Origin of the sequence: Arthrobacter sp. SDTb3-6, assembly GCF_013376095.1 — a bacterium.
GTDB lineage: Bacteria > Actinomycetota > Actinomycetes > Actinomycetales > Micrococcaceae > Specibacter.
The window spans coordinates 1-23,188 of record NZ_JAAMFN010000049.1; the positions used below are offsets into that span (position 1 = coordinate 1).

Below are 23,188 nucleotides of genomic sequence, written 5' to 3' on the forward strand. Positions count from 1 at the left end.
ACAACAAGCCCGGCCACGGCGCTTTCCGGCATAGGGCGCTTTCCGGCATAGATTGGGTGCCATGGTGAATACGACGGCGGTCCTGCTCGCGGCAGGTGCCGGGACGCGGCTGGGGCGCGGGCCCAAGGCACTGCTGCCGTTCCGGGGCGGCACGCTCGTGGAGCATGCCGCCGCGGTCCTGGAGGACGGCGGCTGCAGCGACATTGTGGTGGTCACGGGCGCCGGCGCCCCCGAAGTGGCGGCGCTGCGGAAGCCGGGCTCGGTGCTGGCCCGCTGCCGGCTCGTGGCCAACGGGGACTGGGCGTCGGGCATGGGCGGATCCTTCCGCCTGGGAGTTGCCGCCGCCCCCGGCAGCAACGTGCTGGTGGCCCTCGTCGACCAGCCCGGCGTGACGCCCGGGCTCGTGGCCAGGCTCCTCGCCCGCCACCACCCGGGCCGCGTCACGGCCGCGGGCTACCGCACCGGCGGCCACGGCCTGCACCGCGGCCATCCCATCATGTTCGACCCGGCCCTGGCCGTATGGGCGGCAGCGACGTCAAAGGGCGACGCCGGGGCCCGCGCCTTCCTGCGCGCGCACCCCGGACTGGTCGACCTGGTGGACTGCAGCGACGTGTTCGACGGCGCCGACCTGGACACCGAGGCGGACCTGCACCTGCTCGACGGCTAGGGCACCGGCACCGCCGCAACCCCGGCGGCCTTGAGCCCCAGGTAGATGGTGTCCCGTGCCAGCGGCAGCCGGGTGAACCGCACGCCCGTGGCATTGCGGATGGCGTTCGCCAGTGCCGGCGCCACCGGGTTGAACGGGCTCTCGCTCATCGACTTGGCCCCCAGCGGGCCCAGGGAATCATGGGTCGAGGCAAAGTACACCTCGCTGCGGGGCACGTCCGCAAAGGTGGGGATGTGGTACTGGCGCAGGATGTCGGTCGTCACGGCACCGTCGTCCCCCACCAGCACCTCCTCGTACAAGGCGGCGCCGAGCGCCTGGGCAATGCCGCCCTCGATCTGCCCGCGGCACTGCCGCGGGTTGACCACCACTCCGGCGTCGGCCGCCTGCACGCTTTGCAGGATCCGCAGCTCCCCCGTGCCGGTGTTGACGGCCACGCGGAAGCCGTGGACGTTGAAGGCAACCGAGCGCGGCGTGCCGCCCCAGCGCCCTTCCGTCCGCAGCGTCCGCCCCGCAGCGGCGGCACGTGCACACACCTCCGTGAGCGGCAGCAGCGTGCCCGCACAGTCCACGGCACCCGGCACCAGCCGGCACTCCCCCACGTCCGCACCGGCCGCATCCGCGGCAACCTTGAGGATTTCCCCGGCCAGGTCCTGTGCGGCGAGCAGCGTCGCCTTGCCGGCCACCACGGTGCCGGTGGAGCCAAAGGCACCGGTGTCGTGGTCGGTCAGCGCCGTGTCCGACTGGCGCACCCGCACCAGTCCGGCCCGGCTGTTCAACGCCGTCGCCGCCAGCTGGGCGTGCACCGTCGTCGTCCCGTTGCCAAATTCCGCGGTGCCCACGCTGGCCCGGAAGGTGCCGTCCTCCAGCAGTTCCAGCACGGTGTGGGCAAAGTGCCCGCGCGGCGGCACGGTGTCGATCATGGACAGCGCCGTCCCGGTCCCCACGGCCCAGTCCGGCCCCAGCCCGTCCGGGCCGGCCTCCGCGTACCGTTCCGCGCCCCGGCGCAGCGCGTCGTCCACAAGCTCCACGCACTGGTCCAGCCCGTAACTGCCGAAGTGGACGTCCTCCTCCGGCTCGGGCGACGTTGACAGCATGGGGTCCCCGTCGCGGATCATGTTGCGCCGGCGGAACTCCATGGGATCCATGCCCAACGCCGCGGCCAGCTCGTCCATGGCGGACTCCACGGCAAAGAACATCTGGCTCAGCCCGTAGCCGCGGAAGGCGCCGGCCGGCACGGTGTTCGTGTAGACCGAGCGGGCGTCCACCTTCTTGTTGGCGCACTGGTAGACCGCCAGGGACTCCCCGCAGCCGTGGTACATGACGCCGGGGGCATGGTTGCCGTAGGCGCCGGTGTTGACCAGCACGTCCACGGCCAGCGCCGTCAGCGTGCCGTCGCGCCGGGCCCCGGCGGAGATCCTGATGACAAAGGGGTGTCGCGTGGTGGACGCCGTGAGCTGTTCGGTGCGCGTGTATTCCAGCTGCACGGGCCGGCGCAGCGCCAGCGCGGCGAGCGCCACAATGTCCTCCGTGAGCATTTCCTGCTTGCCGCCAAATCCTCCGCCCACCCGGCCGGCCACCACGTGCACGTCCTCCTCGGCCAGTCCAAAGACGCGGCACAGGGCACGGCGGGTGAGGAACGGCGTCTGGGTTGAGGAGCGCACGTGCAGCCGCCCGCCGTCGTCCACATGGGCGATCGAGGCGTGGGTTTCCAGCGCCGTGTGCTGCACCCGCTGGGTGGTGTACGTTTCCTGATGGACGACGTCCGCCGCCGCCAGTCCCGCCGCCACGTCGCCCAGCTCCGAGTGCAGCTCCGCCACGAGGTTCCGTGCGGGGTCCGCAATGCGGGCGGCCGCACCGTCCTTGTCCCCGTGGACCGCCGGGGCGCCGGGGCGCAGCGCCTCCGCCGGGTCCAGGACGGCGGGCAGCAGCTCATAGTCGACCACCAGCGCCCGCACGCCGGCCTCGGCCTGCTGCACGGAATCGGCCACGACGGCGGCCACGCGCTGGCCCACGTGGCGCACCACGGAATCAAGCACCAGGGTGTCGTCGGGGTCGTCCGTGAACAGCTCGTGCTGGGCGGTGGAAAACAGCTGCCGGGGCGAGTCCCCGTGCGTGAAAACCGCACGGACGCCGGGCAGCGCCAGGGCCGCGGAGGCGTCAATCGAGGTGATCCGGGCGTGGGCGTGCGGGGAGCGCAGCAGCTTCAGGTGCAGCAGGCCCGGGTAGTCGGCCGGGTCGACGTCGAGCGTGTAGCGGGCGGTGCCCGTCACGACGGCGGGGCCAGCCGGGGCGCCGGCATTGGCCCCTACCCGGCCACAGCGCCCCGGCCCGTCGGTGGACACCCCGCGCACGGCATCGTCGATGGCGCGGTAGCCGGTGCAGCGGCACAGGTTGCCCTTCAGGTTCCGGGGCAGGTTGTCCTTTTGGGCGTCGTCGAAGGTCACCGCCGTCATGAGCATCCCGGCGGTGCAGAAGCCGCACTGGAAGCCCTGCGCGGCCAGGAACTGCTCCTGCATCGGATGCAGCGTGCCGCCGCCGGCCAGGCCCTCCACCGTGGTGACGGACTTCCCCTCGGCGCGCACGGCCGGGTAGAGGCAGCTGTGCACGGGGACGCCGTCGACGTGGACGGTGCAGGCCCCGCAGTCGCCGCCGTCGCAGCCCTTCTTCACGCCGAGCAGGCCCTCCTCCCGGAGGAAGGTGCGCAGGCAGGCGCCGGGCCGGGGCTCGTTGCCGTGCGGCGTGCCGTTGATCTCCATGGCCATGGTTCAGGCCCTTTCGGTGGTGCGGCCGGCCGGGTTTCCAAGCAGTTCGGCCCGGATTTCCTCGGCCAGCCGGTAGGTCATGTCGCGGCGCCACTGCGGGTGCCCGTGAATGTCGTCGTGGTACAGCTCCGCCGGGATGGCTGCGTCCAGGGCCTGGCGCAGCCGGGCCGCGTCCGTCCCGTCCGGCCCGGCGCACCCGGCAGCGGCTGCGAAGCGCAGCTGCACCGGGCGCCGGGTGGCGGCGGTCACGGTCAGGACCAGGCCGCCGTCGTCCGGCAGGCGGCCAATCAACAGGACGCCGGAGCGGCCCAGGTTGCTCAGCGACAGCCGCCGGAACGCCACCCGGGAGGCCAGGGCGGCCGCGGGCAGGTGGATGCTGCGCAGGAGTTCGCCGGGGGCCAGGGAGGTGCGGGCCTCGCCCACCACCAGCCCGGCCACGGGGACCTGCCGGCGCCCGCCGCCGGGCTCCAGGACCGTGGCGACGCCGTCGAGGGCGGCGCACAGGGAGGTCATGGGCCCGGCGGGCAGCGCCGTGCAGATGTTGCCGCCCACGGTGGAGGCGTTCCAGATCTTGAAGGAAGCCACGAAGGAGTCGCAGCACTGCCGCACCAGTTCCAGCGCCGTCCAGCCCGCCGGAAGCCCCGGCCGCTCCGGCAGCGCGTACAGTTCGGCGATGGTGCAGGTGGCGGCCAGCTCGATCCCGCCGCCGTCGGCCTGGATGGCCGGCCAGCCGGCGCGGGTGAGGTCCAGCAGGCGGCGCAGCGTGGTGCTGCCGTAGGAAAACAGCACCGTGCCGCCTGCCAGCCAGGCATCCCCCGGGCGCCAGTCGGCGGGGTCGGCCGTGGGCACCACCGCCTCGATCGTGTTCAGGTCCACGGGACTAGCCGATCCCGAGGACCTGCTGGAGCAGTCCGACGCCGAAGTAGACCACAAAGGCCGCGGCAACGCCCCACATGAGCACGTGCACCTCGCGGGCCCGGCCCTGGACGACCCGGATGATGACGTAGGCGATGAAGCCCGCGCCCAGGCCGTTGGCGATGGAGTACGTGAACGGCATCAGGATGAACGTCAGGAATGCCGGGATGGCGATGCCGTAGTCGCTCCAGTCGACCTTGCGGACCTGGGAGGCCATCATGAACCCGACAATGACCAGCGCCGGGGCCACCGCCTCGAACGGGACAATAGCCACCAGCGGGGCAAAGAACGCCGCCAGCAGGAACAGTGCACCCGTGACAAGGCTGGCCAGCCCGGTGCGTGCGCCTTCGGCGATGCCCGCGGCCGATTCGACAAAGATCTCATTGGCGGAGACGGAGCCAAAGCCGCCGGCCATGGACCCTGCCGCGTCCACGAGCAGCACCCGGTTGGCGTTCTTCATGTTGTTGTTCTCATCCACCAGCCCCGCCTCGCTGGCGAGCCCGGTCATGGTGCCCATCGCGTCGAAAAACACGCTGAGCAAGATGGTGAACGTCAGCAGCAGGGCGGACATGATCCCCAGATGGGCAAAGGCGCCAAACAGGTCCACCTTCCCCACCAGGGACAGGTCCGGCACGGAAAGGAAGGTGCCGGGCACGGCGGGCACCATGAGTGCCCAGCCGGAGGGGTCGCTTTGGCTGGAGGGCGTGTGCGTGAACAGCTGCAGGACCATGGCAAACAGGGTCGAGGCCACGATGCCGATCAGGATGCCGCCCTTGGCCTTGCGCACCACCAGGATGATGGTGAGGACGAGCCCGAACACAAACACCAGCGTGGGCCAGCCCAGCAGTTTTCCATCCTGGCCCAGCTGCACGGGAACGGTGGTGTGCGCGGCGTCCGGGATGCGGCGGACAAACCCGGCGTTGACCAGCCCGATGATGGCGATGAACAGGCCGATCCCGACCACGATGGCGGTCTTCAGCCCGGCCGGGACGGCCCGCATGACGGCCTCCCGGAGCCCGGAGATGACCAGGACGAACATGACGATGCCGGCAATGAGCACCAGGCCCATGACCTCCGGCCACGTCAGGTTCCTGGTGGTGGCGATGGTGGCCGAGACAAAGGCGTTCACGCCGAGCCCGGCGGCGAGCGCGAAGGGGTACTTGGCCCAGGCGCCCATCACGATGGTGGTAACGCCGGCGACGACGGCGGTCACTGCCGCCACCTGCGGAATCCCCAGCGTGTGGCCGGAGCCGTCCGCGGAGCTGAGGATCAGCGGGTTGAGCACCACGATGTAGCACATGGCGAAGAACGTGGCGAGGCCGCCGCGGAATTCGCGCAGGACGTTGGAGCCGCGGGCCGTGATTTCAAAGTAGCGGTCAAGGGAGTGCACAAGTCCGCGCCGTGGCGCCGGTGGAACGGGGCCCGATGGGGTGGAGCCCGAGGGGGCCACCCTGGCGTTGCCGGCCTTTTTTCCGCCGGTCTTGTTTATAAGTGCCATTTGTTGCTGCCCCCGCCCTAATAGTCAATCCGGGTGGCGAGGCCGTTCCACGTGGTGAACGGGGCCAGGGGGTCGGCGGTGCCGGGTGCGAGCTGCCGCACCGGCATGGGACGCAGCTCCACGGGGGTGTCGAAGTAGTCGTAGAAGACGGCGTCGTCGAAGCCCGCACGGGCGGCGTCGTGGCGGTCCGCCGCGTAGAACACCTTGTCCACGCGGGCCCAGAGTGCGGAGGCCAGGCACATGGGGCAGGGTTCGCAGCTGGTATAGAGGGTGGCTCCGGTGAGGTCGAAGGTGCCCAGCGCCGTGCAGGCGGTCCTGATGGCCGTGACCTCGGCGTGTGCGGTGGGATCGTTGTTGGCGGTGACGCGGTTGATGCCTTCAAAGGCCCGCCCGTCCGCCGTGACAACGACGGCGCCGAACGGCCCGCCGTTGTCCAGGACGTTGGCCGTTGCCAACTCCACTGCCCGGGCCAGGTGGTCCCGGCTGTCTTGACTGGTATTCATGGTGACTTCCTTGTCACTTTCGAGCACCCGGCATCTCATGTCCTTGCGGGACGCCGTAAGGCTTCCGCTTACCGGTGTGCACTTGGTTGGGATTCAAGATACGCCCGGTAGATAGCGGCCCTTCGATGGGCGCCCGCCATAGACTTGATGATGACACTAACACCGGGCCGCGGACCAGGCAACCGTTTTTTGGAAATTTGTTTTCGCATCATGAAACGCTCACATGCGTTGACTTCCACCGCCAGTCCCGCCTAGATTGGGGCCAGGCCTGCCGCGGCAGGCCAACCTGGATCAGCAGACAGGGCCCGCCACCGGACAGGGCGACACTGAGCTGGCACCACAGGGTGCCGGCTCTTTTTTGTGGGGGCCGGCACCCGGCACACCAGTCCGCCGGCCCGACAAAGGATCCCCATGCCCACCACCGCCCCAACGCCCCCTCCGCCACACCGCCTGTGGCTGAAAAACCCGCTGGCCGCCTTCACCGCCAACAACCTCGACGCCGGCGGCGGGGTGGTCATTTCCGGGGGCACCATCGCCGAGGTGGTCGCCACCGGCGCGTCCCCCGCCACCCCGTGCGAGGAGGTCTTCGACGCCGGCCGGCACGTCATCACCCCGGGCCTGGTCAACACGCACCACCACTTTTACCAAAGCCTCACCCGCGCGTGGGCGCCGGTGGCCAACGCCGAATTGTTCCCGTGGCTGAAAAACCTCTACCCGGTCTGGGCGCGGCTGGCCCCCCGGGACCTGGAACTCGCCACCACGGCGGCCCTGGCCGAACTGCTGCTCTCCGGCTGCACGACGGCGGCCGACCACCACTACCTGTTTCCCGACGGGCTCGAGGACGCCATCGACCTCCAGGTCCAGGTGGTCCGGACGCTTGGCATGCGGGCCACCCTGACCCGCGGATCCATGACCCTGGGTGAGAACGACGGCGGGCTGCCGCCGCAGTCGACGGTGCAGGATCCGGACGTGATCCTCGCGGACAGCGAGCGGCTGGTGGACATGTACCACGAGCGCGGCGACGACGCCGTCATCCAGATTGCCCTGGCGCCTTGCTCGCCGTTTTCCGTCACGCGCGAACTCATGGCTGAAAGCGCGCAACTGGCCGAACGGCTGGACGTGCGGCTGCACACACACCTGGCCGAAACCCTGGACGAGGAGGAGTTCTGCCGCGCCCGCTTTGGCCTGCGCACCGTGGACTACCTGGAGAGCGTGGGCTGGCTGGGGCCGCGCACCTGGCTGGGGCACGGCATCCACTTTGACGACGCCGAGATCGCCCGGCTGGGGGCCGCCGGCACCGGCATTGCCCACTGCCCGACGTCGAACATGCGGCTGGCGTCCGGCACGGCGCGCATCCTGGAACTGGAGGCGGCCGGTGCACCGGTGGGCCTGGGCGTGGACGGCTCGGCATCCAACGACGCCTCCAACATGGTCCAGGAGGCCCGGCAGGCGCTTTACCTGCAGCGGCTGCGCTACGGCGCGTCCGTACCGGCGGAACGGGCGCTGGGCTGGGCCACCCGGGGCTCGGCGCGCGTGCTGGGGCGCGAAAGCCTGGGCGAGATTGCCCCGGGGCGCCAGGCCGACCTGGCCCTGTTCACGCTCGACGAGCTGCGCTTCTCCGGCGCGCACGACCCCGTGGCTGCGCTGCTGCTGTGCGGCGCCGACCGCGCCGACCGCGTCATGGTGGGCGGGACGTGGCGGGTGCTCGACGGGCAGGTGCCGGGCCTTGACCTGGACGCCCTCATCGCCGAACACAGCAAGGCGGCCCGGCGGCTCGTGGCCGGCTGACCCGCATGCCCCACACACCGGCCAACTGAGTCGCAGTTGTTGCAGAATTCAGGACTGCGAAAGCGCTTTCCACGGCAATTACTGCGACTTAGTTGCTGTTCATTTCCGCCGAGATGACGGCCGCGGCGGCCTCCAGCATCGGCACGGCCCGGTCGGCAAAGGCCTGGTCAACGCGGGTGACGGGGCCGGAGACGGAAATGGCGGTGGGGGTGGGCGCGTTGGGCACCGCCATGGCGAAGCAGCGCACGCCAAGCTCCTGCTCCTCCTCATCAATGGAGTAGCCGCGGCCGCGGATCAGCTCGAGGTCCGCCAGCAGTTCCTCAATGCTGCCCAGGCTCTTGGGCGTGGGCGTGGGCATGCCCTGGCGGGCGATGATGCCGCGCACGGTGTCGTTGTCCAGCTGCGCGAGCAGGGCCTTGCCCACCCCGGTGTCGTGCGTGTGCGCACGCCGGCCCACTTCGGTGAACATGCGCATGGAGTGCGGCGAGGGGACCTGGGCGATGTAGATGACCATGTCCGACTCCAGCACGGCCATGTTGGCGGTTTCGCCCAGCCTGTCCACCAGAGTCTTCAGCTGTGGCCGGGCCAGCGCGCCGAGCTGCTTGTTGGCGCCTTCCCCGAGGCGGATAAGCCGCGGGCCCAGCGCGTACCGGCGGTTGGGGAGCTGGCGGATATACCCCAGCGAGACCAGGGTGCGCAGCAGCCGGTGGATGGTGGGCAGCGGCAGGTCGGTGGAGCCGGAGAGCTCACTGAGGGTCACGTCGCCGCCCGCGTCGGTGATGAGTTCAAGCAGTTCAAACACCCGCTCGACGGACTGAACGCCGCCACTTGCCTTTGCCGCCATGGCCACCACTCCCGGTTTGTGGGGCGCGCCCGCCCCGCCTATTTATCCACATCGTGAAAACTTCGTTTCACTCCTAAAGATACATGACGTTCCAGTATTTGGAGCCGTCAAAAGTCGGAGCTTGTGTTTCCACTACATAGATAATAATATCCATCATACGAAAACAAAAATAGATTCCGACGGCCCCCGGGCCCACACAAAGGACATTCAATGGCGAACCCCAGCCCCGGAAACTCCATCACCCTGCGTGTCAGCGCACCCTCCAACTTCACCGTCACGAGTGAACTGGCCGCCGCCGTGGCAGCTGCCGGCGCCGCAGTCACGGCCCTGGACGTGACCGAATCCCACCACGGCAGCATCACGGTGGACATCACCGCCAACACCACCGACGACGCCCATGCCGACCGCGTCCGGGACGCCCTCGAGGCGCTCGAGGGCGTCTCCGTCCTCCATGTCTCGGACCGCACCTTCCTGATGCACCTGGGCGGCAAGCTTGAGGTCGTCCCCAAGGTGGCCCTGCGCAACCGCGACGACCTCTCGCGGGCCTACACGCCCGGCGTCGCACGCGTCTGCATGGCAATCGCCGAGGACCCCTCAGCGGCCCGCAACCTCACCGTCAAGCGGAACACGATCGCCGTCGTCACCGACGGCACGGCCGTCCTGGGCCTGGGCGACATCGGCCCCGCCGCGGCCCTGCCCGTCATGGAAGGCAAGGCCGCACTGTTCAAGCAGTTCGCCAACGTCGACGCCTGGCCGGTCTGCCTTGACACCAAGGACACCGAGGAGATCATCAGCATCGTCAAGGCGATCGCCCCTGTGTACGGCGGCGTCAACCTGGAGGACATCGCCGCGCCGCGCTGCTTCGAGATTGAACGGCGCCTCCGCGAGGAACTGGACATCCCCGTCTTCCACGACGACCAGCACGGCACCGCCATCGTCACGCTGGCGGCGCTGACCAACGCGCTGAAGGTCGTGGACAAGAAGATCCACGACGTCAAGATCGTGGTGGCCGGCGTGGGCGCGGCGGGCAACGCCATCATCCAGCTCCTCATCGCCCAGGGCGCCACCAACATCGTGGCGTGCGGACGCAACGGCGCCGTCCACCGCAACGAGGTGCACAAGGATGCGCACCGCGCCTGGCTGGCCGAACACACCAATCCGGACAATTTTGACGGCACGCTCCATGAGGCCATGAACGGGGCGGACGTCTTCATCGGCGTCAGCGGACCGAACATCGTCGGCGAGGAGCAGGTGGCCGCGATGGCCAAGAACGCCATCGTGTTCGCCATGGCCAACCCCACCCCCGAGGTGGACCCGGTCATCGCGTCCCGGCACGCCGCCGTCGTGGCCACCGGCCGCAGCGACTTCCCCAACCAGATCAACAACGTCCTGGCCTTCCCTGGCTTCTTCCGCGGCCTGCTCGACGCCGGCGTCGCCGACATCAGCGATGAGATGCTGGTTGCAGCGGCCGCCGCCATCGCCAACCGCGTGGACGCCTCCGAACTGAACGCCAGCTACATCATCCCCAGCGTCTTCGACCCGCACGTGGCCGGCGACGTCGCCTCCGCCGTGGCCGCCGCGGCAGCCGCCTCGAACGAAAGGACCCAGTCATGACCAACACCTCACTGCCCACCGCATCGGTTGATGTCACAGACACCACCCCCATCCCCCGTGCCGGTGAAATCCTGACGCCCGAGGCCCTGGAGTTCGTGGCCGAGCTGAACCGCCGCTTCAACCCGGCCCGCAAGGCCCGCCTGGCCGAGCGCACCGCCAAGCGTGAGCGCGTCGCCGCCACCGGCGGCCTGGACTTCCTGCCCGAAACCGCCGGTGTCCGCGCCGGTGACTGGCAGGTTGCCCCGGCCCCGGCCGCGCTGGCGGACCGCCGCGTGGAGATGACCGGTCCGGCGTCGCCGGCCAAGATGGCCATCAACGCGCTCAACTCCGGCGCCAAGGTCTGGCTGGCCGACCTCGAGGACGCCAGCACCCCGCTCTGGGCCAACGTGGTGGACGCCGTGCTGAACCTGCGCGACGCCGCCCTCGGCACCCTGGCCTACACCTCCCCGGAGGGCAAGGAATACCGCCTGCGCACGGACGCCCCGCTGTCCGTCGTCGTTGCCCGCCCCCGCGGCTGGCACCTGGAGGAGAGCCATGTGGTGGTCGACGGCGAAGCCGCCTCAGGCGCGCTGGTGGACTTTGGCCTGCACTTCTTCCACACGGCCAAGCTGCTGCTCGCCAACGGCCAGGGCCCCTACTACTACCTGCCGAAGATGGAAAGCCACCTCGAGGCCCGACTCTGGAACGACATCTTTGTGTTTGCCCAGGACTACCTTGGCATCCCCCAGGGCACGGTCCGGGCCACCGTGCTGATCGAGACCATCCCGGCCGCCTTTGAGATGGAGGAGATCCTCTACGAGCTGCGCGACCACGCCTCCGGCCTGAACGCCGGACGCTGGGACTACCTGTTCAGCATCATCAAGTACTTCCGCGACGCCGGCGCCGTCTTTGTGCTGCCGGACCGCGGCCAGATCACCATGACCGCCCCGTTCATGCGCGCCTACACGGAACTGCTGGTCAAGACCTGCCACAAGCGCGGCGCCTTCGCCATGGGCGGCATGGCCGCCGTCATCCCGAACCGGCGCGAGCCGGAGGTCACGGCCGCCGCGTTCGAGAAGGTCCGTGCGGACAAGACCCGCGAGGCCAACGACGGCTTCGACGGCTCCTGGGTGGCCCACCCCGACCTGGTCCCCGTCTGCCAGGAAGTGTTCGACGCCGTGCTCGGCCAGCGCCCGAACCAGCTGGACAAGCAGCGCCCCGAGGTTGAGGTCACCGCCGCCCAGCTGTTGGACATCGCCTCCGCCAAGGGCACCGTCACCGAGGCCGGGCTGCGCCTGAACCTGTACGTCGCCGTCGCCTACACCGCCGTGTGGCTCTCCGGCAGCGGCGCCGTGGCCATCCACAACCTCATGGAGGACGCCGCCACCGCGGAAATTTCCCGTTCCCAGGTGTGGCAGCAGATCCACAACGCCTCCACCCTGGCGGACACGGGCAAGACGGTCACCCGCGAACTCGTCACGGAGATCCTGGCCGAGGAAACCGCCAAGCTGCACAGCGAGGTGGGCGACGACGCCTTTGCCAAGTACTACAAGCCGGCCAGCGACCTCATCGCGGACATCTGCCTTTCCGAGGACTACACGGACTTCCTGACCATCCCCGCCTACGAGCTGGCTGCCGGGTCATGAGCACCGTCCCGTCCCTTTCGGCGTCCGACCTCGCACAGATAGACGCGTCCCTGCAGGCCACCGACCGGCTGCTGGACCGCAACTACCCGGGCGACGACGGCTCCCGCCAGCCGGTGCACACCGTCTACGTCCCGGCGGACCGGTTCACGCCGGGCCTGGCCGCCGACTGGGGCCGCCAGGCCCTGGCCGCGGCAGACGCCCATGGCGGACTGGAACGCCTGGGCACCCTGCTGGGGCAGGATTCCGCGCTGGCTGCCGCGGTGGCCCCCCGGGTGGCCGCCAAGCTTGCCACGGAGCCCATCGAGGACCTGCGCCTGGACTTTGAGGACGGCTACGGCAACCGCGGCGACGAGGCGGAGGACGCCGACGCCGTGGCAGCGGGCAAGGCCGTGGCCGCCGCGGTGGCGGCCGGCACGGCGCCGCCGTTCATCGGCATCCGCTTCAAATGCCTTGAGGCGGCCACCCGGGCCCGCGGCCTGCGCACCCTGGACCTGTTTGTCTCCACCCTGGCCGAGGCCGGGGAGCTGCCGGACGGCCTGGTGCTGACGCTGCCCAAGGTGACCACGGTGGACCAGGTCAAGGCGATGGACTTCGCCGTCGGCCGGCTTGAGGCGGCACACAAGCTGCCGGCCGGACGGCTCCGCTTCGAGGTGCAGGTGGAGACGCCGCAGCTGATCCTCGGCGCGGACGGCAGCTCGCCGGTGGCCCGCCTGGCCCATGAGGTTCCCGGACGGATCAGCGCGCTGCACTACGGCACCTACGACTACAGTGCTTCCCTGGAAATCTCGGCGCAGTACCAGTCCATGGAGCACCCCGTGGCCGACTTTGCCAAGGAAGTCATGCAGCTGGCCGTGGCCGGCACCGGCATCCGGCTCTCCGACGGCTCCAGCAATGTCGTCCCCCTGGGCGACGGCGCCGAAGACGCCTGGCGCCTGCACGGCCGGCTGGTCCGGCGGTCGCTGGAACGCGGCTACTACCAGGGCTGGGACATGCACCCGGCCCACCTGCCCACCCGCTTTTTGGCCACCTACGCGTTCTACCGCCAGGGCCTGCCGGCCGCGGCGGCCCGACTCGCGAACTACGTCTCACGCACCGAGGGCGCCGTCATGGACGAGCCCGCCACGGCCCGCGCGCTGGCCAACTTTGTGCTGCGCGGACTGGTCTGCGGCGCCGCGGGCGCCGACGAAGTCCAGGCGTCCACCGGCCTTGACCAAACCCAACTGACGGCGCTGGCCCACCCGCGGCTCGCACCCGTTTCCCACTAAGGAGCCATCGATGGGCAAGTATTACTCCCCCACGGGCGGCCTGCCGCCCCAGACACACCTCACCACCGAGCGCGCCATTGTCACGGAGGCCTACACGGTCATCCCCAAGGGCGTCATGACGGACATCGTCACGAGCAACCTGCCGGGCTTCAGCAACACCCGGTCCTGGATCATCGCCCGCCCCATCTCCGGCTTCGCCACCACGTTCTCCCAGCTGATTGTCGAGATGGGACCGGGCGGGGCGGCGCCGCGCGCCGAGTTCGAGCCAGGCGTCGAGGGCGTCATCTTCGTCACCCAGGGCAAGGTCAACCTGACCCTTGCCGGCGAACTCCACCAGCTGGAGGAAGGCGGCTACGCCTACCTGGCGGCCGGGGACGCCTGGGGCCTGGAGAACGTCTCCGCCGGCATCGCCACCTTCCAGTGGATCCGCAAGGCCTACGAGCGGCTCGAGGGCTACACGGCCAAGTCCTTCGTCACGAGCGACGCCGAGGTGGAACCCACCGCGATGCCGGACACGGACGGGGCCTGGAAGACCACCCGCTTCACGGATTCCTCCGACCTGGCCCACGACATGCAGGTGAACATCGTTACGTTCCAGCCGGGCGGGGTCATCCCGTTCCCGGAGACGCACGTCATGGAGCACGGCCTGTACGTGTTGGAGGGCAAGGCGATGTACCTGCTCAACAACGACTGGGTGGAGGTGGAGGCCGGCGACTTCATGTGGCTGCGCGCCTTCTGCCCGCAGGCCTGCTACGCGGGCGGCCCCGGCGAGTTCCGCTACCTGCTGTACAAGGACATGAACCGCCAGGTCAAGCTGACGTAGGGCACGTCCCTGCCGGCGCGGCGGCACCTGCCGGCGTCGGAGCTTTCCGTGGTGGTGGAACAGTTCCCGCAGCACCGGCTGGTGGACCTGGGCGTCCTCACGGCGGCCGTTGCGGGCCGCGATCCGGACAGCCGCCTGGTGGGCGTTGGAGGCGGCGACCGGCGCAACCACCTGTCGCTGAGCGAGATCATCCAGCAGTCGCTGACGTTCCCGCGCTTTCCGCTGTCACGGCCGGACTTCAAAAACCAGGCCACGGGCCCGCGGACGCCGCCGGCTTCCTGGCCGAAGTGCGCCGCCGCCTCGAGCGGCACAGCGTGTTCAAGGACCAGGTCGTCTCCCTGGCCGTGAGCGACTACGGCCCCGGCATGGGCGCCCTGCTGGTCTACGGCCCGCCCGGGACGGGAAAGACCCACACCGTCCGCTACCTCCTGGGCCAGAGCGGGGGCACCACGGCGGTGCTCCCCGCCGGCGGTTCGCTGGCCCGCATCACGGAGGCGGCCAAGCTGGCCCGCGCATTGGCGCAACGCCCCGGACGCGTTGACCTGGCCGGGGCCTCCCCACGGCGACGCCCACCTGGCCGCCGCCGTCGACGAACCCATGGCCCACGGCGAATCCCCCGCCAGGACCCTGCCCGGCAGCGACGGTGCCGGGAAGGACGAAAGCGACCCGGTGTGCAGGGCTCGACGGTCCGATATAGCGCCTCGTATCGTCCCATGACCGGCCACTGACGCCGCCGCGGGGCTCCGGCCGCGCGGTTTTTGCCGCCGTTCCCGCATTTTGCCGCCCCTCTACCGGTGGCAAAATGCGGGAACGGCGGCATTTTTGCGTGTGGCACCCGACCCCCTTGACTACGCCCGGCACCTTCCCTAGACTTTTCATAAAGCAGAATCTAAATTCCACAAGATGAAATCTTGGGGGAAAAGATGAACCATAGCGGAACGCCGACGTTCCCGGAAGGACCCCACGATGACGTACACAGTGAACTGCTCCATCCTCCTGACGGAGCTGCCCCTGCTGGAACGCCCCGCAGCGGCCAAGGCGGCCGGCTTCGACGCGGTGGAATTCTGGTGGCCCTTTGCCACCTCCGTCCCCGCCGACGCCGAGGTCACCGCCTTCGAGCACGCAATCACCGACGCCGGCGTCCAGCTCACGGGCCTGAACTTCAACGCCGGGGACATGCCCGGCGGCGACCGCGGCCTGGTTTCCTGGCCGGCCCGCAGCGCCGAGTTCCGCGACAACATCGACGTTGTGGCCGGGATCGGCGGCCGCCTGGGCTGCACGGGCTTCAACGCCCTCTACGGCAACCGCCAGGACGGCACCGCCCCCGAGGCCCAGGACGAGGCGGCGCTGGAAAACCTGCGGGCGGCCGCCGCGGGCGTCGCCGGGATCGGCGGCACCGTGCTGCTGGAGCCGGTTTCCGGCACCCCGGCCTACCCGCTGAAGACGGCCCGTGACGCGCTGGACGTCATCGCCCGGGCCGGCGCCGCAAACATCAAGCTGCTCGCGGACTTCTACCACCTCGCCGTCAACGGCGACGACGTGGCCGCCGTCATTGAAAACCACGCCAAGGACTTCGGCCACATCCAGATCGCGGACAACCCCGGCCGCGGCGCCCCCGGCACGGGCGGACTCCCCCTGGGCGAATGGATCACGCGCAGCCGCGAGCTCGGCTACACCGGCCCCATCGGCCTTGAGTACAAGGCAGCCGCAGCGGAGGCCTTCACCTGGGCCATCCGCGAACCCGCCGCCAGCAACTAACCAGCTTCCACCACTTCCCCCTAAGGACCTCCTCATGAAGAACATCGCAGTCATCGGCCTCGGGATCATGGGCCTGCCCATGGCGGTCAACCTCGTCAACGCCGGCTTTACCGTGGCCGGCTACAACCGCAGCCAGGGCGCAGCCGACAAGCTCGCCGCCGCGGGAGGCCGCGCCGCCACCAGCATTGCCGACGCCGTCAAGGACGCCGACGCCGTCATCACCATGGTGCCGGACTCCCCCGACGTCGAGGCCGTGGTCAGCGGCAGCGACGGTGTTTTCGCGAACGCCCGCAAGGGCGCCCTGTGGATCGACGCCAGCAGCATCCGCCCGGATGTGGCCAAGCGCCTCTCCGAGGACGCCGTCGCGGCGGGCATCCGTCCGCTCGACGCCCCGGTCTCCGGCGGGGAACAGGGCGCCATTGACGCCGTCCTGTCCATCATGGTGGGCGGCACGGCCGGGGACTTCGCCGCGGCGGCGGACATCCTCGGCGCCGTGGGCAAGACGATCGTCCACGTGGGCCCCTCCGGCTCCGGCCAGACCGTCAAGGCAGCCAACCAGCTGATCGTGGCCGTCAACATCCAGGCCCTCTCCGAAGCCATCGTCTTCCTCGAGGCCTACGGCGTGGACACCGACGCCGCGCTGAAGGTGCTCGGCGGCGGGCTCGCCGGCTCCAAGGTCCTTGACCAGAAGGGCCAAAAGATGCTGGAGCGCAACTTCGACCCGGGTTTCCGACTGGCCCTCCACAACAAGGACCTCGGCATCGTCACCGCCGCAGCCCGCGAAGCCGGCGTCACCGTCCCCCTCGGCGCAGCCGTGGCCCAGCTCGTCACCGCCATGGTGGCCCAGGGCGACGGCGGCCTGGACCACTCAGGCCTCTTCAAGCAGGCGGCCGCCCTCTCCGGGCGCAAGTAACCACCCGCGCACTCCCGGCCACCGGCGCAAACCGCCGGCCAGGCACCCACCGCACGTACCGGCGTCGTCCATTACCCACGGCGCGGGCGCCTGCAGCACACCCAAAAACACCCCACATTTTTCTCCCAAGGAGCACACCATGGCCAAGATGCGCGCAGTTGACGCGATCGTTGCAATTCTGGAAAAGGAAGGCGCCACCGAGACCTTCGGGCTGCCCGGCGCCGCCATCAACCCCCTGTACTCGGCCATGAAGGCCCACGGCGGCATCCGCCACACGCTGGCCCGCCACGTTGAGGGCGCCTCGCACATGGCCGACGGCTACAGCCGGGCCGCCGACGGCAACATCGGCGTCTGCCTGGGCACCTCCGGCCCCGCCGGGACCGACATGGTCACCGGACTGTACGCCAGCTGGGCCGACTCCGTGCCGATCCTGTGCATCACCGGCCAGGCACCCCTGGCCAAGCTGCACAAGGAAGACTTCCAGGCCGTGGACATCGAGTCCATCGCCGCCCCCGTCACGAAGATGTCCATGACTGTCAAGGAGCCCGGCCAGGTGCCCGGCGCGTTCCAGAAGGCGTTCGGCCTGATGCGCTCCGGCCGCCCCGGCCCGGTGCTGCTGGACCTGCCGTTCGACGTCCAGCTGGCGGAGATCGAGTTTGACATTGACCTGTACGAGCCGCTGGAGGCCGCCAGGCCCAAGGCCACGCGCAAGCAGGCCGAAAAGGCGCTGGACCTGCTCTTCGCCGGCCGGCACCCCTTGATTGTGGCCGGCGGCGGCATCATCAACGCCGGTGCCTCGGACAAGCTGGTGGAACTGGCCGAGCTGCTGTCCATCCCGGTCATCCCCACGCTGATGGCCTGGGGCGCCATCCCGGACAACCACCCGCTGATGGCCGGCATGGTTGGCATCCAGACCTCGCACCGCTACGGCAATGCCTCCTTCCTGGCCTCCGACGCCGTGATCGGCATCGGCAACCGCTGGGCCAACCGCCACACCGGAGGCCTGGACACCTACCGCAAGGGCCGCACCTTCATCCACGTGGACATTGACCCCACGCAGATCGGCCGCGTCTTCGCCCCGGACCTGGGCATCGCCTCCGACGCCGGTGCCGCCCTGGAGATGCTGCTGGAGGTGGCCCGCGGGCGCAAGGCCGCCGGCACTGCACCCGACTACACCGACTGGGCCGCCGAGTGCACCGCCCGCAAGGGCAGCATGCAGCGCAAGACGCACTTCGAGAACGTGCCGCTGAAGCCGCAGCGCGTCTACGAGGAAATGAACACCGCCTTCGGTGAGGACACCACCTACGTCTCCACGATCGGCCTGTCCCAGATTGCCGGCGCCCAGATGCTGCACGTCTTTGGCCCGCGCCGCTGGATCAACGCCGGCCAGGCCGGACCCCTGGGCTGGACCGTCCCGGCCGCCCTGGGCGTGGTCCGCGGCAAGCCCGGCCAGACCGTCGTCGCCCTCTCCGGCGACTACGACTTCCAGTTCATGATCGAGGAACTGGCCGTGGGCGCACAGTTCAAGCTGCCGTACATCCACGTGGTGGTGAACAACTCCTACCTGGGCCTGATCCGCCAGTCGCAGCGCGGCTTCGACATGGACTACGAGGTCTCGCTGGCCTTTGAGAACACGAACTCCACCGATTCGTCGGCGACGGCGGCGGGCTACGGCGTGGACCACATCAAGGTCGCCGAAGGCCTGGGCTGCAAGGCCATCCGCGTGGAACGCCCGGACCAGTTCCCGGCCGCCTTCGCCAAGGCGAAGGAAATGATGGAGGAGTTCCAGGTCCCGGTCATCGTCGAGGCCATCCTGGAACGCGTGACCAACATTTCCATGGGCTCGGAGCTGGACAACATGACCGAGTTCGAGGGCCTGGCCGAATCCTCCGCCGACGCCCCCACCGCCATCCTGGCCCTGCAGGGCTAGGAGCACGCCATGCGCGTCATCCTGGCCCCGGACAAGTTCAAGGGCTCCCTGTCCGCCCCCGAGGCGGCCCGGCACCTGGCCGCGGGGCTCCGCTCCGCCAACCCGGCCCTTGACCTCGAGCTGGTCCCGCTCGGCGACGGCGGCGAAGGCACCGTCGATGCCGCCACCGCCGCCGGGTTCACCCGGATCACCACCACCGTGGAGGGGCCCACGGGCCGGCCGGTCGAGGCCGACTTCGCGGTCCGGGGGGCCACCGCCGTCATCGAGATGGCGGCCGCCTCCGGCCTGCACGTGCTCGACGGCGGCACCCCGGCGCCGCTCACGGCGTCCAGTTTTGGGACGGGCCAGCTGGTCCGTGCCGCCCTGGATGCGGGCTGCACCGAGATCGTCCTCGGCGTGGGCGGCAGCGCCTGCACCGACGGCGGCGCCGGCATGCTGGCGGCCCTGGGTGCGAAGCTGCTCGACGGGAAGGACCGCCCCGTCCCCCGCGGCGGCGGCGCCCTCGCCGCCGTGTCCCGGATCGTGCTGGAAACCCTTGACCCCCGGCTGGCCGGCACCCGGTTCACGCTGGCCAGCGACGTGGACAACCCGCTGCTGGGCCCGGACGGGACAGCCGCCGTGTTTGGTCCCCAAAAGGGCGCCACACGGCACCAGGTGGAACAGCTTGAATCCGCGCTGGAGCGCTACTTCCGGGTGCTGTCCAACGAACTCGGCATGCACTCGGTGGACGCCAGCAACCAGCCCGGTTCCGGCGCCGCCGGCGGCGTGGGCTTCGCGGCCCTGGCGGTGCTGAACGCCGAACGGCGGCCGGGCATCAACGTGGTGATGGAGCTGACCGCACTGGAGCAGCGGCTGCCCGGCGCGGCCATCGTGGTCACCGGCGAAGGCAGCCTGGACCACCAAAGCCTGCGTGGCAAGGCCCCCGTGGGGGTCGCCGCCGCGGCTGAGCTGGCCGGGGTCCGGACGCTGGCCGTCTGCGGGCGCACCACCCTGGACGATTCAACCCTGCGCGGCGCCGGCTTTGACCGGACGTTCGCCCTGACCGACCTTGAACCGGACACCGCCCGCTGCATGAGCCATGCGGGGGAGCTCCTGGAACGAATCGGTGCAACCATTGGAATGGAACTGGCCGCGGCCCGAAAAGAGGAGACCTCCCTTGTCTGAAGCAGCACCGTCTGAAGCAACACCGTCTGAAGCAACACCGTCTGAAAAGAAAATCTTTGACCTTGTCATCCGTGGTGCCAGCGTCCTCACCCCGGCCGGCCCCGCCGCGCGCGAGGTGGGCGTGAACGCCGGGGTGATTGCCGCCGTCGAGCCCCTCGGCGCCGGCCTCACGGGCCGTGAAACCATCGAACTGGCCTCGGATGAAACCCTGCTGCCCGGCTTGGTGGACAGCCACGTCCACATCAACGAGCCCGGCCGCACCGACTGGGAGGGCTTTGCCTCCGCCACCCGCGCCGCGGCGGCCGGCGGCGTCACCACCGTGGTGGACATGCCGCTGAACAGCATCCCGCCCACCACGACGGTCCCGCACCTGGAGCTCAAGCGCCGGGCCGCCACGGGGCAGGCGTTTGTGGACGTCGGATTCTGGGGCGGGGCCATCCCGGGCAACACCGCGGACCTGCGCCCGCTGCACGAGGAAGGCGTGTTTGGCTTCAAGTGCTTCCTCATCCACTCCGGCGTGGACGAGTTCCCGCACCTGGAGACGGAAGAGATGGAACGCGACCTGGCGGAGATCGGCACCTTCGATTCGCTGCTCATCGTCCATGCCGAGGACTCCCGGACCATCGAGGAGGCCCCGGCCGTGCCCGGGCGCCACTACGCGGACTTTTTGGCCTCGCGGCCGCGGGCTGCCGAAAACACGGCCATCGCGCACGTCATTGATGCAGCCCGGCGCACCGGCGCCCGCGCCCACATCCTGCACCTCTCCTCCGCCGAGGCGCTGCCGCTGATTGCCGCCGCGAAGGCCGAGGGCCTGCGGATCACGGTGGAGACCTGCCCGCACTACCTGACGCTGCAGGCCGAGGACGTGCCCGACGGCGCCACCGCCTACAAGTGCTGCCCGCCCATCCGCGAGGCCGGCAACCGCGAACAGCTCTGGCAGGGCCTGGAAGACGGCACGATCGACTGCATCGTCTCCGACCACTCCCCCAGCACGCTGGACTTGAAGGACCTGGACAACGGCGACTTCGCCGTGGCGTGGGGCGGCGTTTCCTCGCTCCAGCTGGGCCTGCCGCTCATCTGGACCGAGGCCCGCAAGCGCGGCATCCCGCTGGAAAAGGTGGTGGGCTGGATGTCCTCCGGGCCCGCAGACCTGGTGGGGCTGGCGGCCAAGGGCCGGCTGGCCGTGGGCGCCGACGCCGACTTCGCCATCTTCGCCCCCGACGAGGCCCAGGTGGTGGACGTGACCCGGCTCAAGCACAAGAACCCGATCACCCCATACGACGGCGCCTCCCTCACCGGCGTTGTGCGGCGCACCTTCCTGGCCGGTGCCGAGATCGACGGCACCACCCCGACGGGCAGGCTGCTGCGCAGCCACGCCTGATCCCCGCAGGTCCGGGGGTCAGAGCCGCGGGCGGGCCGCCCAGCGCGCGGCCTTCAGCGCCAGGTGCAGCTCCAGCCGGACGCGGCCGGCCAGCGGGTCGGCGCCGATGATGCCGCGTACCCGGGCAATCCGGTTGTACACGGTGGACCGGTGCAGGTGGAGGCGCCCGGCAATGCCCGCCACGGCGCCGTCGCTGTCGTAGAGCAGTTCCAGCACCGGGAACAGTTCCGCGGCATCGGCCCGGCCCTGGAGCAGGCGGTAATAGACACTGTCCTCCGGGTCGGCCGCGCCGCCGGCCAACACTTCATAGACGCCGGCGCCGCGCACATCCAGGATGGCGCCCAGCGCCGGGTCCACGGTGGCCGCCTGCGCCGCAATCCGCGATTCCCGGTACGCCGCCGGCAAGGCGCGCAGCGAGCCAAACGGCTCCCCGATGCCCATCACCACCTTCGACGCCGGGACCCCCGTCCGCTTCGCCAGCTCGCCTTCGTAGCGCTTGAGGACGGCCGCATGCGCCGTGCGGCCCTGGCTGGCCCGGAACAGCATGACGGCGTGGCTGCCGAGCCCGGCCGTGAACAAGGCGTCGTCAAAGCCCACGGTGGCCTGCAGTGCGGCGCTGCGGTTGACAAGGGTTGCGGCCAGCGGGTCCCGCACCGCCTGCGGGCCGGCGTCCGTGCCGGGGCCGGCATGGACCGTGGCCGCCTGCCACGGCCCGCGCTGGCGGATTTCGGGCCAGTCGGCAATCACTTCCAGGGCATGCCTGTCACCGTCCGCGGCGGCCAGGAACTGCTGTTCGCGGGCGCGGCGCTGGCTTGATTCGGCCGTGTTGGAGTCCAGCAGCAGCGTGGCCAGGAGGTCCGTTGCGTCCCGGACCCGGGGCAGCTGGGCGAGGATCGCCGTCGCACTTTGCTCCTGGGCATCCTGCTGGACCCACAGGTATCCCACCCGGAAACCACGGACCATCAGCGGCACGCAGACGCGGCCCAGCATGCCCAGTTCGGCGTTGGCGGGGACCACCACGGGGCGCACGGCGGCGGCGATTCCGTGGGAAAGCTGCCAGGCGCTGACGTCGGGCGGGACGCGCTTGCTCAGCAGGAAGTTCACCCGCACCCGGTCCGCGTGCGACTGGTTGGCGCTGTAGGCCAGCAGCAGCCCGTCCAGGTCCTCCAGTGAGAGCCCGCGGCCCAGTTCGACGGCGAGTTGCTCCACGAGGTCCTCGATCTCCTGGTTTCGCATGGCTCCAGCGTACGTCCCGGAACAGACACCGGGCGACACTTGGCCCCGCATGCGTCGACAGATGTCCAATGACGGACGGCAAGAACCCAGGATTTACGCGGTTTTACCCGGCAGGGCCGGTTGTGGGCCATGATCCAGCCCACAGGACGGGCCTAGTGTTGGAGGTACCAGGCCGTGGTGGAAATGCCCGCCGGGACCCGCCAGAACAAAAGGAAAAACCATGATTATCGGCGTACCCAAGGAAATCAAGAACAACGAATTCCGTGTGGCCATGACGGCCTCCGGCGTGCACGAGTTCGCCAGCCACGGCCACACCGTGCTGGTGGAGCGCGGCGCCGGGCAGGGCTCGGGCATTGACGACTCCGAATACGAGGGCGCCGGAGCCGAGCTCGTCACCGACGCGGCCGAGGTGTGGGGCCGGGCGGACATGGTGGTCAAGGTCAAGGAACCCATCAGCATCGAATACCCGTACTTCCGCAAGGGCCTGGTGCTGTTCACCTAC

At 69.9% G+C, this 23,188-nt stretch carries 18 protein-coding genes and 2 pseudogenes; 14 read left to right on the forward strand and 6 right to left on the reverse strand.

Features of this window, described 5'->3' with window-relative positions:
- Window positions 1-61 precede the first annotated feature (61 nt).
- A complete protein-coding gene (nboR, locus tag G6035_RS17375; protein WP_176618364.1) occupies window positions 62-667 on the forward strand; it encodes a nicotine blue oxidoreductase in 606 nt (201 codons plus the stop codon).
- Here nboR and G6035_RS17380 read toward each other — a convergent pair.
- From G6035_RS17380 to G6035_RS17395, 4 genes are read right to left on the reverse strand one after another with little or no spacing between them, the layout of a single operon-like run.
- Window positions 664-3,429, reverse strand: a complete 2,766-nt coding sequence (locus tag G6035_RS17380) for a molybdopterin-dependent oxidoreductase (RefSeq protein ID WP_176618365.1) — start codon at window positions 3,427-3,429, stop codon at window positions 664-666. The two genes, nboR and G6035_RS17380, sit on opposite strands and share 4 nt — an antisense overlap.
- Window positions 3,430-3,432: 3 nt before the next feature.
- Window positions 3,433-4,305 (reverse strand): FAD binding domain-containing protein, encoded by an 873-nt coding sequence (locus G6035_RS17385; protein WP_176618366.1) that lies wholly within the window; start codon window positions 4,303-4,305, stop codon window positions 3,433-3,435.
- A 4-nt stretch (window positions 4,306-4,309) separates the two neighbouring features.
- Window positions 4,310-5,842 carry an NCS2 family permease gene (locus G6035_RS17390; RefSeq protein ID WP_176618367.1) on the reverse strand — a complete coding sequence of 511 codons (1,533 nt, stop codon included), beginning with the start codon at window positions 5,840-5,842 and terminating at the stop codon, window positions 4,310-4,312.
- A gap of 17 nt (window positions 5,843-5,859) precedes the next feature.
- The gene (locus G6035_RS17395) at window positions 5,860-6,345 is read right to left on the reverse strand and encodes a nucleoside deaminase (protein ID WP_176618368.1); all 486 of its coding nucleotides are present in this window, start codon (window positions 6,343-6,345) and stop codon (window positions 5,860-5,862) included.
- Between the two features lie 411 nt (window positions 6,346-6,756).
- On the opposite strand from G6035_RS17395, the gene G6035_RS17400 reads away from it, so the two are divergent.
- Window positions 6,757-8,133 (forward strand): 8-oxoguanine deaminase, encoded by a 1,377-nt coding sequence (locus tag G6035_RS17400; protein ID WP_176618369.1) that lies wholly within the window; start codon window positions 6,757-6,759, stop codon window positions 8,131-8,133.
- Between the two features lie 88 nt (window positions 8,134-8,221).
- On the opposite strand, the gene G6035_RS17405 is transcribed toward G6035_RS17400, so the two are convergent.
- Window positions 8,222-8,977 (reverse strand): IclR family transcriptional regulator, encoded by a 756-nt coding sequence (locus G6035_RS17405; RefSeq protein WP_176618370.1) that lies wholly within the window; start codon window positions 8,975-8,977, stop codon window positions 8,222-8,224.
- 210 nt (window positions 8,978-9,187) lie between these two features.
- On the opposite strand from G6035_RS17405, the gene G6035_RS17410 reads away from it, so the two are divergent.
- The 11 genes and pseudogenes from G6035_RS17410 (at window position 9,188) to allB (ending at window position 21,450) form a co-directional block, all read left to right on the forward strand.
- Window positions 9,188-10,591: an NAD-dependent malic enzyme gene (locus G6035_RS17410; RefSeq protein ID WP_176618371.1), complete on the forward strand. Its 1,404-nt coding sequence runs from the start codon at window positions 9,188-9,190 to the stop codon at window positions 10,589-10,591.
- The gene (gene aceB, locus G6035_RS17415) at window positions 10,588-12,216 is read left to right on the forward strand and encodes a malate synthase A (protein ID WP_176618372.1); all 1,629 of its coding nucleotides are present in this window, start codon (window positions 10,588-10,590) and stop codon (window positions 12,214-12,216) included. The genes G6035_RS17410 and aceB overlap by 4 nt, the downstream gene beginning before the upstream one ends.
- Entirely contained in the window at window positions 12,213-13,481 is a 1,269-nt protein-coding gene (locus tag G6035_RS17420; protein WP_176618373.1) for an aldolase, read from the forward strand. The genes aceB and G6035_RS17420 overlap by 4 nt, the downstream gene beginning before the upstream one ends.
- Before the next feature lie 10 nt (window positions 13,482-13,491).
- Entirely contained in the window at window positions 13,492-14,304 is an 813-nt protein-coding gene (locus tag G6035_RS17425) for a bifunctional allantoicase/(S)-ureidoglycine aminohydrolase (RefSeq protein ID WP_176618374.1), read from the forward strand.
- Window positions 14,305-14,352: 48 nt separating this feature from the next.
- Window positions 14,353-14,652 (forward strand): hypothetical protein, encoded by a 300-nt coding sequence (locus tag G6035_RS17430; protein WP_176618375.1) that lies wholly within the window; start codon window positions 14,353-14,355, stop codon window positions 14,650-14,652.
- Entirely contained in the window at window positions 14,619-15,032 is a 414-nt protein-coding gene (locus G6035_RS17435) for an AAA family ATPase (RefSeq protein ID WP_176618376.1), read from the forward strand. Before G6035_RS17430 ends, G6035_RS17435 begins: the two co-directional genes overlap by 34 nt.
- A gap of 238 nt (window positions 15,033-15,270) precedes the next feature.
- On the forward strand, window positions 15,271-16,062 hold the full coding sequence (locus tag G6035_RS17440) for a hydroxypyruvate isomerase family protein (RefSeq protein ID WP_176618377.1): 792 nt from the start codon (window positions 15,271-15,273) through the stop codon (window positions 16,060-16,062).
- A 31-nt stretch (window positions 16,063-16,093) separates the two neighbouring features.
- Window positions 16,094-16,975: pseudogene (locus tag G6035_RS17445) on the forward strand (2-hydroxy-3-oxopropionate reductase); the annotation flags it as partial.
- A 139-nt stretch (window positions 16,976-17,114) separates the two neighbouring features.
- A complete protein-coding gene (gene gcl / locus G6035_RS17450) occupies window positions 17,115-18,905 on the forward strand; it encodes a glyoxylate carboligase (protein ID WP_176618379.1) in 1,791 nt (596 codons plus the stop codon).
- A 9-nt stretch (window positions 18,906-18,914) separates the two neighbouring features.
- On the forward strand, window positions 18,915-20,069 hold the full coding sequence (locus tag G6035_RS17455; protein WP_176618380.1) for a glycerate kinase: 1,155 nt from the start codon (window positions 18,915-18,917) through the stop codon (window positions 20,067-20,069).
- Window positions 19,984-21,450: an allantoinase AllB gene (allB, locus tag G6035_RS17460; protein WP_176618381.1), complete on the forward strand. Its 1,467-nt coding sequence runs from the start codon at window positions 19,984-19,986 to the stop codon at window positions 21,448-21,450. The genes G6035_RS17455 and allB overlap by 86 nt, the downstream gene beginning before the upstream one ends.
- A gap of 18 nt (window positions 21,451-21,468) precedes the next feature.
- Here allB and G6035_RS17465 read toward each other — a convergent pair whose 3' ends face one another.
- Complete coding sequence (locus G6035_RS17465; RefSeq protein WP_176618382.1) at window positions 21,469-22,686, reverse strand: CdaR family transcriptional regulator; 1,218 nt, start codon at window positions 22,684-22,686, stop codon at window positions 21,469-21,471.
- Window positions 22,687-22,906: 220 nt separating this feature from the next.
- On the opposite strand from G6035_RS17465, the pseudogene G6035_RS17470 reads away from it, so the two are divergent.
- A pseudogene (locus tag G6035_RS17470) lies at window positions 22,907-23,188 on the forward strand (alanine dehydrogenase); the annotation flags it as partial.